Annotated in this window: 12 protein-coding genes and 2 pseudogenes; 7 read left to right on the top strand and 7 right to left on the bottom strand. The window is 65.0% G+C overall.

Going from position 1 to position 12,968, the window contains the following annotated elements:
- Window positions 1-8: 8 nt before the first annotated feature.
- The 5 genes from kdpB to AC1DOX_RS26540 all read right to left on the bottom strand — a co-directional run bounded on the left by kdpB (window position 9) and on the right by AC1DOX_RS26540 (window position 5,475).
- A complete protein-coding gene (gene kdpB / locus AC1DOX_RS26560) occupies window positions 9-2,237 on the bottom strand; it encodes a potassium-transporting ATPase subunit KdpB (protein WP_441624349.1) in 2,229 nt (742 codons plus the stop codon).
- Between the two features lie 16 nt (window positions 2,238-2,253).
- Window positions 2,254-4,083, bottom strand: a complete 1,830-nt coding sequence (gene kdpA / locus AC1DOX_RS26555; protein ID WP_441624347.1) for a potassium-transporting ATPase subunit KdpA — start codon at window positions 4,081-4,083, stop codon at window positions 2,254-2,256.
- Complete coding sequence (gene kdpF / locus AC1DOX_RS26550; RefSeq protein WP_441624345.1) at window positions 4,083-4,172, bottom strand: K(+)-transporting ATPase subunit F; 90 nt, start codon at window positions 4,170-4,172, stop codon at window positions 4,083-4,085. The genes kdpA and kdpF overlap by 1 nt, the downstream gene beginning before the upstream one ends.
- Window positions 4,172-4,348 carry a hypothetical protein gene (locus AC1DOX_RS26545; RefSeq protein WP_441624343.1) on the bottom strand — a complete coding sequence of 59 codons (177 nt, stop codon included), beginning with the start codon at window positions 4,346-4,348 and terminating at the stop codon, window positions 4,172-4,174. The genes kdpF and AC1DOX_RS26545 overlap by 1 nt, the downstream gene beginning before the upstream one ends.
- Before the next feature lie 155 nt (window positions 4,349-4,503).
- Complete coding sequence (locus tag AC1DOX_RS26540; protein WP_441624341.1) at window positions 4,504-5,475, bottom strand: magnesium and cobalt transport protein CorA; 972 nt, start codon at window positions 5,473-5,475, stop codon at window positions 4,504-4,506.
- Window positions 5,476-5,694: 219 nt separating this feature from the next.
- On the opposite strand from AC1DOX_RS26540, the gene minC reads away from it, so the two are divergent.
- The 5 genes and pseudogenes from minC to AC1DOX_RS26515 form a co-directional block, all read left to right on the top strand.
- Window positions 5,695-6,567 carry a septum site-determining protein MinC gene (gene minC / locus AC1DOX_RS26535; protein ID WP_441624339.1) on the top strand — a complete coding sequence of 291 codons (873 nt, stop codon included), beginning with the start codon at window positions 5,695-5,697 and terminating at the stop codon, window positions 6,565-6,567.
- A gap of 48 nt (window positions 6,568-6,615) precedes the next feature.
- Complete coding sequence (gene minD / locus AC1DOX_RS26530; RefSeq protein ID WP_092138331.1) at window positions 6,616-7,431, top strand: septum site-determining protein MinD; 816 nt, start codon at window positions 6,616-6,618, stop codon at window positions 7,429-7,431.
- Between the two features lie 15 nt (window positions 7,432-7,446).
- Complete coding sequence (minE, locus tag AC1DOX_RS26525; RefSeq protein ID WP_006164360.1) at window positions 7,447-7,701, top strand: cell division topological specificity factor MinE; 255 nt, start codon at window positions 7,447-7,449, stop codon at window positions 7,699-7,701.
- 366 nt (window positions 7,702-8,067) lie between these two features.
- Entirely contained in the window at window positions 8,068-9,159 is a 1,092-nt protein-coding gene (locus tag AC1DOX_RS26520) for a porin (protein WP_441624336.1), read from the top strand.
- A gap of 326 nt (window positions 9,160-9,485) precedes the next feature.
- Window positions 9,486-9,572: pseudogene (locus AC1DOX_RS26515) on the top strand (DNA-binding response regulator); the annotation flags it as partial.
- 159 nt (window positions 9,573-9,731) lie between these two features.
- On the opposite strand, the gene AC1DOX_RS26510 reads toward AC1DOX_RS26515, so the two are convergent.
- Both AC1DOX_RS26510 and AC1DOX_RS26505 read right to left on the bottom strand, forming a co-directional pair.
- Entirely contained in the window at window positions 9,732-10,703 is a 972-nt protein-coding gene (locus tag AC1DOX_RS26510; RefSeq protein WP_477101580.1) for a Bug family tripartite tricarboxylate transporter substrate binding protein, read from the bottom strand.
- Window positions 10,704-10,805: 102 nt separating this feature from the next.
- Window positions 10,806-11,105, bottom strand: a complete 300-nt coding sequence (locus AC1DOX_RS26505; protein WP_441624356.1) for a hypothetical protein — start codon at window positions 11,103-11,105, stop codon at window positions 10,806-10,808.
- 189 nt (window positions 11,106-11,294) lie between these two features.
- Here AC1DOX_RS26505 and AC1DOX_RS26500 point away from each other — a divergent pair, with 189 nt between their 5' ends.
- Both AC1DOX_RS26500 and AC1DOX_RS26495 read left to right on the top strand, forming a co-directional pair.
- Entirely contained in the window at window positions 11,295-12,602 is a 1,308-nt protein-coding gene (locus tag AC1DOX_RS26500; protein WP_441624334.1) for a M20/M25/M40 family metallo-hydrolase, read from the top strand.
- Window positions 12,603-12,736: 134 nt separating this feature from the next.
- Window positions 12,737-12,874: pseudogene (locus tag AC1DOX_RS26495) on the top strand (transposase); the annotation flags it as partial.
- Between the last annotated feature and the right edge of the window lie 94 nt (window positions 12,875-12,968).

The following is a 12,968-nucleotide window of genomic DNA, read 5'->3' as shown; positions in this document are numbered from 1 at the left end:
GTGTGCGTTCAGACCCAGCCGAACAACGTCAGCAGCATGTCGATCAGCTTGATCCCGACGAACGGCACAAGAATGCCGCCCAGGCCGTAGATCAGCAGGTTACGGCGCAGCAGGATCGCCGCGCCAAGTGGGCGATACACCACGCCCCGCAGCGCCAGCGGAATCAGCGCGACGATGATCAGCGCGTTGAAGATCACCGCCGACATGATCGCGGACGCCGGCGTGGCCAGGCCCATCACGTTCAGCAGGTTCAGCTGCGGATAGGTGGTGGCAAACGCCGCCGGGATGATCGCGAAATACTTGGCCACGTCATTGGCCACGCTGAAGGTGGTCAGCGACCCGCGCGTCATCAGCATCTGCTTGCCGATCTCCACGATCTCGATCAGCTTGGTCGGATTGCTGTCCAGGTCGACCATGTTGCCGGCTTCGCGCGCGGCCTGCGTGCCGCTGTTCATGGCCACGGCGACATCGGCCTGCGCCAGCGCGGGCGCGTCGTTGGTGCCGTCACCGGTCATCGCCACCAGCCGCCCGTCGCGCTGGAAGTCGCGGATCAGCGTGAGCTTGGCTTCCGGCGTGGCTTCGGCCAGGAAGTCGTCGACGCCGGCCTCGGCTGCGATCGACGCGGCGGTCAGGCGGTTGTCGCCCGTGATCATCACCGTGCGGATGCCCATCTTGCGCAGTTCACCAAAGCGCTCCCGGATACCCGTCTTGACGATGTCCTTGAGCTCGACCACGCCTAGCACGCGCACGCTGTCCTCGGAACCTTCCGAGACCGCCTCCGCCACCACTAGCGGCGTGCTGCCCGCGCGCGCCACATCGTCGACGGCCTGCATCACGGCGTCCGGGAACTTGCCCGCGCGCCCGGTCACGTAGCGGCGCAGCGCGTCGGCGGCGCCCTTGCGTACGCTGCGCACCACAGTGCCGTTGGTCACGTCGATCCCGCTCATGCGCGTCTGCGCGGAGAACGGTACAAACACCGGTGCGGCGAGACCCTTGGCGCCCATCTCCGGCACGGCCACGCCCGGTTGCTGACGGGCCAGCGCGACGATGCTGCGGCCTTCCGGCGTTTCATCGGCCAGCGACGACAGCCATGCGGCCTCGGCCAGCTGGCGGTCGGTCACGCCCGGTGCGCAGATGAACCGCGAAGCCTGGCGATTGCCGTGCGTGATCGTGCCGGTCTTGTCGAGCAGCAGCACGTCCACGTCGCCGGCGGCTTCCACCGCGCGGCCCGACGTCGCGATGACGTTGGCTTCCATCATGCGGCTCATGCCGGCCACGCCGATGGCGGACAACAGGCCGCCGATCGTCGTCGGAATCAGGCACACCAGCAGCGCTACCAGCACCGTGACGGACACCGGCACGCCGGCCTTGGTCACCAGCACGCTGTAGAGCGAGAACGGTTGCAGCGTGGCGGTGGCCAGCAGCAGCACCAGCGTCAGCCCCACCAGCAGGATGGTCAGCGCCAGTTCGTTAGGCGTCTTCTGACGCTTGGCGCCTTCCACCATGCTGATCATGCGGTCGATAAAACTCTCGCCGGGGTTGGTCGTGATGCGTACCACGATCCAGTCGGACAGCACGCGCGTGCCGCCCGTGACCGACGAGAAGTCGCCGCCCGACTCGCGGATCACCGGCGCCGATTCGCCCGTGATCGCGCTTTCGTCGACCGAGGCCACGCCTTCGATGACTTCGCCGTCGCCCGGGATCATGTCGCCGGCTTCCACCAGCACGATATCGCCGCGACGCAGATCGGTGGCCGCACGCGGCTCCGTCGCGCCGGAAGCTCGCGCATCGCTGCGGCCAGCACGCACCACGCGCGCCGTGACGGTCGTCTTGAGCCCGCGCAGCGCGGCGGCTTGCTGCTTGCTGCGGCCCTCGGCCAGTGCCTCGGCAAAGTTAGCGAACAGCACCGTGAACCAGAGCCAGATCGACACCGCCAGGATGAATCCGGCGGATTCACCGCCCGGCGTCGGATGGACCAGGGCGCGGGCAAACAGGATCGACGTCAGGATGCTGCCCGCATAGACGACGAACATCACCGGATTGCGTAGCTGGTCGCGCGGAGACAGCTTCCGGAACGCATCGACGATGGCCGGCTTGACCAGCTCGGGCGCGAACATGCCGCCACGCGGCGGACGATGATGGCTGCCCACGATCGTGGTGGCCGGCGCGTTGCCCTGCGCCGGGGCCTTGGAGGTGCCGCTGCCCGAGGCGCGCGTCACCGTGGAGTCTTGTTGCATGCGATTCTCCGCAAGATTACTGAGCAGCCGCCGCCACTGCGGCAGGCTGCAATTGCTCGGCGACCGGACCCAGCGCCAGCGCGGGCACATAGGTCAGCGCACCAACCAGCAGCACCGATCCCACCAGCAGCACGACGAACAGCGGACCGTGCGTGGGCATCGTGCCGGCCGTCACCGGCGTACGACGCTTGGCGGCGAGGGAGCCGGCCATCGCCAGCACCGGGACGATGATCCAGAAGCGGCCAAACCACATCGCCGCTGCCAGCAGCGTGTTGTAGAACGGCGTATTGGCGGACAGCCCGGCGAACGCGCTGCCGTTGTTGTTGGCGGCCGAGGACAGCGCGTACAGGATTTCCGAGAAGCCGTGCGTGCCCGGGTTGAACACCCCCGCGCGGCCCGGATCGGCCATCACCGCGATGGCGGTCCCCACCAGCACCAGCAGCGGCGTGACGAGGATGGCCACGGCGGTCATCTTCATCTCGAAGGTCTCGATCTTCTTGCCCAGGTACTCCGGCGTGCGGCCGATCATGAGGCCCGCGATGAACACTGCCAGCACGGCATAGACCAGCATCCCGTACAGGCCCGATCCCACACCGCCGAAGACGACTTCACCCAGCTGCATGAGCAGCATCGGCACCAGCCCGCCAATCGCGGTGAAGGAGTCGTGCATGCCGTTGACCGCGCCACAGGACGCGGCCGTGGTGATCGTCGCGAACAACGACGTGGCGGAGATGCCGAAGCGCACTTCCTTGCCTTCCATGTTGCCGCCGGCCTGGAGCGCGGAGGACACATGGTCGATCGACAGCCCCGACAGCGCCGCGGTGATCTGCTGCTCCGAGACGAAGGCCGCGATGGCCATCACCACGAAGATCACCGTCATCGACGCCAGCACCGCAACGCCCTGGCGCCGGTCGCGCACCATCTCGCCGAACGTGAAGCAGAGCGCGGCGGGAATCAGGAAGATCGCCAGCATCTCGATGAAGTTGGCCAGCGGCGTCGGGTTCTCATACGGATGCGCGGAGTTGGCATTGAAGAAGCCGCCACCGTTGGTGCCGAGCATCTTGATGGCCTCCTGCGACGCCACCGGGCCCATGGCCAGCGTCTGCGTGCTGGTCTTCATGTCTTCCGTGAGGGGCTTGCCTTCCTTGTCGAGCACGGGCTGTCCGGCGGCATCCACCTTGGGCTGCGTGTACTCGACGGCCGTGACGAGGTTCACATCCTTGTAGCTGTCGAAATTCTGGATCACACCCTGGCTGACTAGCAGCAGCGCGGTAATCACCGACAGCGGCAGCAGCACGTAGAGCGTGCTGCGCGTCATGTCGACCCAGAAGTTGCCGATGGTGGCCGACGTATGGCGCGCGAAGCCGCGGATCAGCGCGAACACCACGGCGATACCGGTGGCCGCCGAGACGAAGTTCTGCACCGTCAGCGCCAGCATCTGCGTGAGGTAGCTCATCGTCGATTCACCGGCATAGCCCTGCCAGTTGGTATTGGCGACGAAGCTGATGGCGGTGTTGAACGACGAGTCCGGCGAGACCGCGCCGAATCCCTGCGGATTCAGCGGCAGCACGCCCTGGAGGCGCTGGATCGCATAGACGGCGATCACGCCGAGCACGTTGAACACCAGCACGGCGATGGCGTACTGCTTCCATCCCATTTCGGCGTCGGCGCGCACGCCAGCCAGGCGATACAGCCCGCGTTCGAGCGGGCGGCCCCAGGCCGTGAGGCGGTAGTCGCCCTCCTCCATGGCCCGGCGCATGTAGCGTCCGAGGAAAGGCCCCATCACAAACAGGATGAGGAGAAAGAGGACCAATAGTCCGATGAATTGCGGCGATAGAGACGACATCAGAATTTCTCCGGCCGGAACAGGGCGACGAGGAGGTAAATGAAGATCACGACGGCGAGCGTTCCGCTCAGCAGATCAGTCCAGTCCATTACAGCCTCCGGTCGCTGGCCGAGTGCTTGGGCGCGAACGCGTCGGCGTGGCCCTGGCGGCCCTCGGCATCCGGACCGCCCGATGGCAGGTTGGCGCCCAGCGCGGCGCACAACGCCAGCAGCGCGCCGGTGAGCGCGCCGAAAGCTAACAACACGAGGAAATAGATCCCGTCCATGACAAACCCCAGAAGAAAAGGCGTGAAGGATTCACACCGTGGAGCTTAGGGACGGGGCGATAAAAACGGGGTAGAGAGGGGGAGGCGGGGTGTAAAGAGAATATAAAAATGGCGCGCCGGGCCAGGAATGGCGCGCCTGGCCGGCCGGTCGTGCCTCAGATCCAGCCGGACCTGTGCAGCTTGCGCCAGAGCCCGCCGCAGGCCAGGGCCGTGACGCCGACCACGGTCGGATAAGCATAGTGGAACTTGAGCTCCGGCATGAAACTGAAGTTCATGCCATACAGGCTGAAGACCACCGTGGGAATCGCCAGGATGGCGCCCCAGCCGGCCAGCCGCTTGACCACCTCGTTCTGCCCCACAGTCACCAGCGCCAGGTTGACCTGCACGGCCGTGGTCAGCATTTCGCGCACGACGTCGAGCGTACGCACGACGCGGCTGCAATGATCCTCGATATCGCGGAAATAGGCGCGCAACTCCTTCGGCACCAGCGCGTCGTGCAGGCGAATCAGCTGGCTGCAGATATCCTCGACCGGATAGACCGCGTTGCGCAGCCGCAGGACCTGGCGCTTGATCTGGTAGAGCCGCTCGATCGAGGCGCGATCGAACTCGTCGCGGAATATGTCCTGCTCCAGCGTCTCGAAGGTGTCCTCCAGGTGGGTGACGATGGGCAGATAGTGGTCGACCACGAAATCCATCAACGCATAGAGCACGTAGGCGGGGCCGTTGGACAGCCCCTGCGGGTCCTGCTCGCAGCGTTCGCGCACCGGCGCATAGCTGGTGCTGGCCCCATGACGGACGGAGACCACGTAGTTCGGCCCGACAAACAGGTGGGTTTCGCCGACCACCACCTCCTCGCCGATCAGCTGCGCGGTGTTCAGCACCACGAAAACCGAATCGCCGTAGGACTCCAGCTTGGGCCGCTGATGGGCGTCCAATGCGTCCTCCACCGCCAGGTCATGGAGCCCGAAGGCCTGCTGCACCTTGCGCAACAGCGGCAGGTCGGGCTCATGCAGCCCCAGCCAGATGAAGGTGCCGGGTTCGGCCAGCACATCGGCAATGGCTTCAAACTCCACCTTGCCGAGCTTCCTGCCCTGGCGATAGGCTGCGCAATTGACGATGGCACCCATGGGAACTCCGCTGTCGAGATGCGCAATCGTAACAAGATGCCCCCCGCGATGCGACCTCGCCTGCGCCTGCGCTGTCCGGGGACTGGCCCGCCCGCCACATGCATCACCGGGCCACCCCCGATATGGTCCGCATCGGCCACCTCGGGTGGCAGGTCCGATATTTCTTACAGTTCGTCGGAAAACCGACGTTAGAATGTGGCATTTCCACGGTCGCTGCCTATGTCCCAGAAGAAATCGCCACGCTTCGAGCTGCGCAGTGGCAATGTCGACGCCCTCCTTCTCGCCCTCAAGACCGCCGACCTGGACGCGCTGCGGGATGACCTCCTCTCCCGTTTCGAATCCACCCCTGATTTCTTCTCCAATGACGTCGTCGCGCTGGACCTGCGCCGCCTGGAAGGCGACGACCGGGTAGCGCTGGACCGTGTAATCGACACCCTGGCCACGCTGCGAGCCCGCGCCATCGGCGTGGTGGCCCGCCCGGGGCAGCGGGCGTGGGCAGAGAGCTTCGGCCTGCCGCTGCTGGACAGCCAGAGCCGCCGTGGCGGCCGCGACGAAGCGGCCAACGGCGGCAACAGCCCAACTGCCGATTCAGGTACGCCGGTCACGGACGCGCCGGCCACGGACACCGCGCCGGCAGCCAATGCCGCCAACGAGACTGACCGGAGCGACCGGAGTGACCAGAGCTCCCGGAGCCCCGCCAAGGCAACCACCGCCGACATCGCGGAGATCATGGCCGCCGCCTCCGCCGCGCGCGCCATCCCCACCATGCTGATCGACAAGCCGCTGCGCTCCGGCCAGCAGGTCTATGCGCAGGGCGACGTGGTGATCCTGGACCTGGTGAGCTACGGGGCCGAGGTGATCGCCGAAGGCAATATCCATATCTATGCCCCGTTGCGCGGCCGCGCGCTGGCGGGCGTCAAGGGCAACCCGGACGCGCGCATCTTTTGCACGTGCCTGGAGCCGGAACTGATTTCCATCGCCGGCATCTACCGGACCGCGGAGCAGACGCTTCCGGCCGACGTGCTCGGCAAATCGGCACAGGTCCGCCTGGCCGAAGAAAAGCTGATTCTCGAACCGCTGCGGATGAAGTGACCGCGCCGGCCATCGGGACGAATTCCACCCATACTGGACCATAGAGCCATGGCAAAAATCATCGTTGTGACCTCCGGCAAGGGAGGCGTTGGCAAGACCACCACCAGCGCGAGCTTCGCCGCCGGCCTGGCCCTGCGTGGCCACAAGACTGCCGTGATCGATTTCGACGTCGGCCTGCGCAACCTCGACCTGATCATGGGGTGCGAACGCCGCGTGGTGTATGACCTGATCAACGTCGTCCAGGGCGAAGCCAACCTGAACCAGGCGCTGATCAAGGACAAGAAGTGCGAGAACCTGTTCATCCTGCCGGCCTCGCAAACCCGCGACAAGGACGCCCTGACACGCGACGGCGTCGAGAAAGTCATCAACGGCCTGATCGACATGAACTTCGAGTTCATCGTCTGCGATTCGCCCGCCGGCATCGAGTCGGGCGCGCTGATGGCCATGTACTTTGCCGACGAGGCGCTGGTCGTGACCAACCCGGAAGTCTCGTCGGTGCGTGACTCCGACCGCATCCTGGGCATCCTGGCCTCCAAGACCAAGCGTGCCAGCGAGGGCGGCGAGCCGATCAAGGAACACCTGCTGATCACGCGCTACAACCCCAAGCGCGTGCATGGCGGTGAAATGCTGTCGCTGACGGACATCCAGGAAATCCTGCGCATCAAGCTGATCGGCGTGGTCCCGGAATCGGAAGCCGTGCTGCATGCGTCCAACCAGGGTACGCCGGCCATCCATCTGGAAGGCTCCGACGTGGCGGACGCCTACGGCGACGTAGTGGACCGCTTCCTGGGCAAGGACAAACCGATGCGTTTCACCGACTATCAGAAGCCGGGCCTGCTCTCCCGCATCTTCGGCAACAAGTAAGGAGGACTCATCCCTATGTCGATCCTGTCCTTCCTGCTGGGGGAGAAAAAGAAGTCAGCATCGGTCGCCAAAGAGCGGCTGCAGATCATTCTCGCCCACGAACGCACCGGCCATTCGGCGCCGGCCGACTACCTGCCGGCCCTGCAGCGCGAGCTGGTGGCCGTCATCTCGAAGTACGTCAAGATCAGCGACCAGGACCTGCGCGTCAGCCTGGAGCGCCAGGACAACCTTGAGGTCCTCGAAGTCAAGATCGAGATTCCCCAAGGCTGATCACCCGGGCGCATCGCGCCTGTCTACGGGATAACCCTCCCAACCTTGGAGGGGTTATTGCACCGCAACATCCGGCACTCCCGGATGTTGCGATCCCGCCTGCACTTCCCCGCCCCTGTTTGCCTGCTGCCTGCCATGCACCGCCGTGGCGCGTGCTGCTTTGCACCATTTACATGGTGCCGAGGCATTGTGTAGCGACAAACCAACGGATTTGCACCAAATGTCTCCTCAAGTGGCACCAGCGCCCCGGTTTTATGTCCGAATGTCCCGCGTTTTGTTAAATTTTCGCGGCGTTTACAGCAAACGTAGACCTTTGGACGCACCGCGATCCGGCTGCGGACAACCACAAGACAGAAAAGGAGCACCATGAAGAAATCGCTACTCACCCTCGCAATCGGCACACTGCTCGCCGGCAGCGCCTACGCGCAAAGCTCGGTGACCCTCTACGGTATCGTTGACCAAAGCATTCGCTTCCAGACCAACGCCGACCGTGGCAACCACAGCCAGACCCAACTGACGAACGGCGCCGTCACTAACAGCCGTTGGGGCCTGAAGGGCAGCGAAGCCCTCGGCAACAACCTGAAGGCCATCTTCCAGCTGGAAAACGGCTTTGATCCGGACACCGGCAAGGCCAACCAGGGCGGCCGTCTGTTCGGTCGTCAGGCATACGTCGGTCTGTCGGGTGACTTCGGCGCCATCAAGCTGGGCCGTCAGTACACCGAAGGGTTTAACTTCTTCGGCGACTACGATCCGCTGACCATCGGCAACTACGACAACAACGCCTGGCCGTTCTTCCTGACCCAGTTCCGTAACGACAACGTCATCAGCTACGCTGGCTCGTTCAGCGGCCTGAGCGTTGGCGCCAGCTACGGCTTCGGCGAAGCTCCGGGCAGCTTCACCAAGGGTACCGCCACGACCAACTCGTACTGGGGCACCCGTGCTTCCTACGACGTGGGCCGTTTCGGCTTCGGCGGCGTGTACCAGGAAGTGCGTGACCAGTTCGGCAACAAGCAGCAAATGTGGGGCGCTGCTGGTAAGGTTGGCTTCGGCGCAGCCAAGGTCTTCGCTGGTTACATCGGCGGCAAGGACAAGACCGGCCTGATCGACGCGAACTTCTTCACGCCGGCCAACTCGGCCAACCCGATTCCGGCTGGCGGCAACGCACAATCCAACCCGCGCAAGGACGCCATCGGCTACATCGGCGCCACCTATCAGGTGACCCCGGCCCTGGCCCTGACCGGCGTGTTCTACGGCGATCACATCAAGAACGTGAACAGCGTCGCCGACAACAGCGGCAACCGTTACACGGGCGTTCTGCTGGCCGAGTACTCGCTGTCCAAGCGCACTCAGGTCTATGGCACGGTTGACTACAACAAGGTCACCGGCGGCGCCAAGACTGAGTTCCCGGGCAAGAACAACCAGACGGGCGTTGGCGCAGGTATCCGCCACATCTTCTGATTGTTGGTTTGATCGATTGGCAAAAAGGCACCTTCGGGTGCCTTTTTGTTTTGGGGCGCGCCGCGCGGCGTGGCGATGCGTCATCGGCGCATGCCGGCCGCTCTTCGCTACCCCGACAACCTTGGCAACCCTGGCAGCCAGATCCGCCATCCCATCCGGTGCGGCGGCCCGTCCTCCGGCCCATCATCTGCCCCATCTCCCGGCCCGTCTCCCGGTTCATCCAGGTGGGACAGCAGCGACAGCGTGCCGGCGTGCCGGTCCATCACTCGGCGAGCCAGCATGACCGAAGCCACGTTGTCCTGCATGATCCTCGCGCCCTTGGCTGGCTGTCGCGCGTGCGCACCAAGCTGGCGCTGTGGCCACACAACGGCGTCATGTTGCAGGCGGTCTACCGGCTGGGCAGCCGACATGACGATCGCCCATGCAGCGCCCGCCTGTCGCGCACAACGCCGTCACATGGCGGCCAGGAGGCGCCTCGTTGCGGCCGTGTTGCCGCCATGTGGGTGCCGTGTAGGCGCCGCGCGACCCCGGTGGCCTCGATGGACCTAGTGGCCCAGGCCGGCGTCACCGGATCAGTCGGCCTTGATGCCGGCTTCCTTGACGATACGGGCGTTGTCCTCGTACTCGGCGCGAATGGCGGTGACGAACTGTGCCGCGGTGCCGCCGGTCGGCACTTCGCCGCCCTTGAGCAGGCGCTCGCGCACGTCCGGTTCGGCCAGCGCCTTGTTGAGCTCGGCGTTCAGGCGGTTGATGATCGCGGCCGGCGTCTTGCCGGGTGCGAAGATGCCAAATGTGGAAGTCAGGTTGGCCTTCGGGAAGCCCAGCTCGGCAAACGTCGGCACATTGCCCAGGCTCTCGATACGCTTGGGCGCGCCCACGGCAATCGCCCGCAGCCGGCCGGCCTGCATGTGTTGCGTCAGCATCGGGCTGGCATTGGTGCTCATGACTTCGAACTGGCCGCCCAGTGCGTCATTCATCTGCTGCCCGGCATCCTTGTACGGGATCAGTGTCACCTCGGCCTTCGATTTGGCCTTGACCTGCTCCAGCATCACGTGGCCCACCGTGCCCAGTCCGGAGGTGGCCCAGCGGACGGAACCCGGCTTGGCCTTTGCCTGGGCAATCAGATCCTGGAAGCTCTTGCCCGCAAAGCTCGGCGTGGCAACCACCAGCACCGGCGAGTACATCACGCTCATCACGGGCGCGACGTCCTGCTGCGGGTCGTAGTTGACGTGCCCCACATGCGGATTCAGCGTCAGCGGGCTGGTGGATGCAAAGCCCAGCGTATAGCCATCCGGTGCGGCCTTGGCCACGGCGTCGATGCCGATGCTGCCGCCAGCGCCGGCCTTGTTCTCCACCACTACCGAGGTGCCCATCTGCACGGACAGCTTCTCGCCCAGTGCGCGGGCCACGGCATCGCTGATGCCCCCGGTCGGGTACGCCACGATGACGCGGATGGGGCGATTGGGATAGGCATCGGCCGCCTGCGCGGACGGGGCGAAGGTGCCGGTAGCCATGGCGACGACGGCGGAGGCCGCGGAGAACATTGCCGCAGCGCGCGGCGGATGGAAGGAGGAAGCCATATTGGGCAGTGGGTGGGAAGTAAGGCGGGAAAAACAGTGAGCGTCGGGGCCGGTCATCTTTCGGGGCTATCGCACCAGCGGGTGCTCCGGCACCCAGGAGACAAACAGTTCGTTGGCGCGGTCATACAGGCGCCATGCGGTGCCGCATTCGCGGCAGGTGAACGACAGCATGCTGAACGGCACGCCGGCCGCGCTCTGGCTGACCAGCGGCGCCGTACTGCGCAACGCCAGGCAGGCATGGGGTTCGCGCCGGCGCGGGTCGTCGGCCAGGGCAAGGCAATGGGCGCAGGCGGGACGGGCAGGCGCCTGTGCGTGAGGGGCGGGCATGGTGGAAATGCCGGAGGGCTGGGGTACGGCGGACTTCATGTCCGCAATGATGCCGCAAAACCGCTGCAATGGTCGTGCCATGTCTGCTGCGCCAACGCGACATTCGCACGAAATTCCGCATGAATCCTGCCGATTCCGCACGAATCCTCTTTACGACGGCAAGTGCCCGCGGTGAAGATTTCCCTTCTCGTCCTACCACCACGCAGAAGAAAGAAGGAGTCCACCCCCATGCATGCCCCCGTCCGCGCCCGTCTGGTCGCCCTGCCCGCCGTTTTGCCCACCGCCCTGGCACTTGCCTGTGCCGTGTGGGCCCTGCCCGCGCAGGCCGCGCCCGTGGAGCCGGCCTACCAGTTGGCCCAAAAGGAGAAGCCCGCGCTGATCGCCACGCTGAAGGACCTAGTGTCCATCGAATCCGGCAGCAAGGACATCGAAGGCCTGGACCGCATCGCCAACCTGATCCGCGACCGCCTGGCCGCGCTCGGCGGAGACGCGAAGCTCATCGAGCCGACCGAGATCTACCGCATGGAGGACACACCCGAGAAGGTCGGCAAGATGGTGATGGCCCAGTTCAAGGGCACCGGCCAGCGCAAGATCATGCTGATCGCCCATATGGACACGGTCTACCTGCGCGGCATGCTGGCGCAGCAGCCGTTCCGCGTGGACGGTGACCGTGCCTATGGCCTGGGCATCGCCGACGACAAGAATGGCGTGGCGGTGATCCTGCACACGGTGGCCATCCTGCAGAAGATGAAGTTCAAGGACTATGGCACGCTGACGGTGCTGATCAACGGTGACGAAGAGATCAGCTCGCCCGGCGCACGCGCCACGCTGACCAGACTCGGCGCGGAGCAGGACGCGGTGTTCTCGTGCGAGGCCACGCGTGTGACCGGAGACCGCCTGTCGCTGGCGACCAGCGGCATTGGTGCGATCTCGCTGAAGGTGGATGGCAAGTCGTCCCACGCCGGCAGCTCTCCGGAACTGGGCCGCAACGCGCTCTATGAGCTCTCGCATCAGGTGCTGCAGATGCGGGACCTGTCCAATCCGGACACCGGCCTGAAGGTGAACTGGACGCTCTCCAATGCCGGCACCAACCGCAACGTGATCCCGGCCGTTGCCACGGCGCAGGCCGATGTGCGCGTGCTGCGCACGGCCGACTACGACGGCCTGGAGCGTACGCTGCAGGAACGCGTGCAGAAGAAGCTGATTTCGGACACCAAGGTGGCGGTGAAGTTCGAGCGACGCCGTCCGCCGCTGGAGGTCACGCCGGCCGCCCGCGCACTGGCAACGCACGCGCAGGGCATCTATGCGGAAATTGGCGAGAAGCTGGCCGTCTATGACACCGCCGAAGGCGGCGGCACCGACGCGGCCTTTGCCGCAGCGGCCACCAAGGCGCCGGTGATCGAGCGCTTCGGCTTGCGCGGCTTCGGCGCCCACTCGAACGATGCCGAGTATGTGGACCTCAATTCCGTGACCCCGCGGCTGTACCTGCTGACGCGGATGATCATGGATGTCTCGCAGGACAAGGCCGGCAAGTAAGAGGGGTCGCTTCAAGAAGATCCTGGAAGAACCTCCAGGCCGCATTCCGGCGCCCGTGGGGTCGGATGCAAAAAGGGGGAAAGTGAACTGCACCCCAAAAGTTGGACATACATCCAACCTTTGGGGTGTTTTTCATGACGAAGTACGATGAGGCGTTCAAACGCCAAGTGGTCCAGGAATATCTGTCCGGCTTTGGAGGGGTCATGTCGCTGAGTCRGAAGCACAGTATCAGCGACTCGATGCTGCATCGCTGGATCAAGGCGTGGCAACAGCATGGAGACGTTGGCCTGCGCAAGAAGCGTGAGGTTTATAGCGCCAAGTTCAAACTGACCGTGCTGCAGCACATGTGGCGCCACGAGTTGTCTT

The organism is Cupriavidus sp. 01L415 (assembly GCF_056400065.1).
The sequence above is the reverse complement of the archived record's forward strand: the minus strand, read 5'-3'. Positions and strand labels throughout refer to the sequence as shown.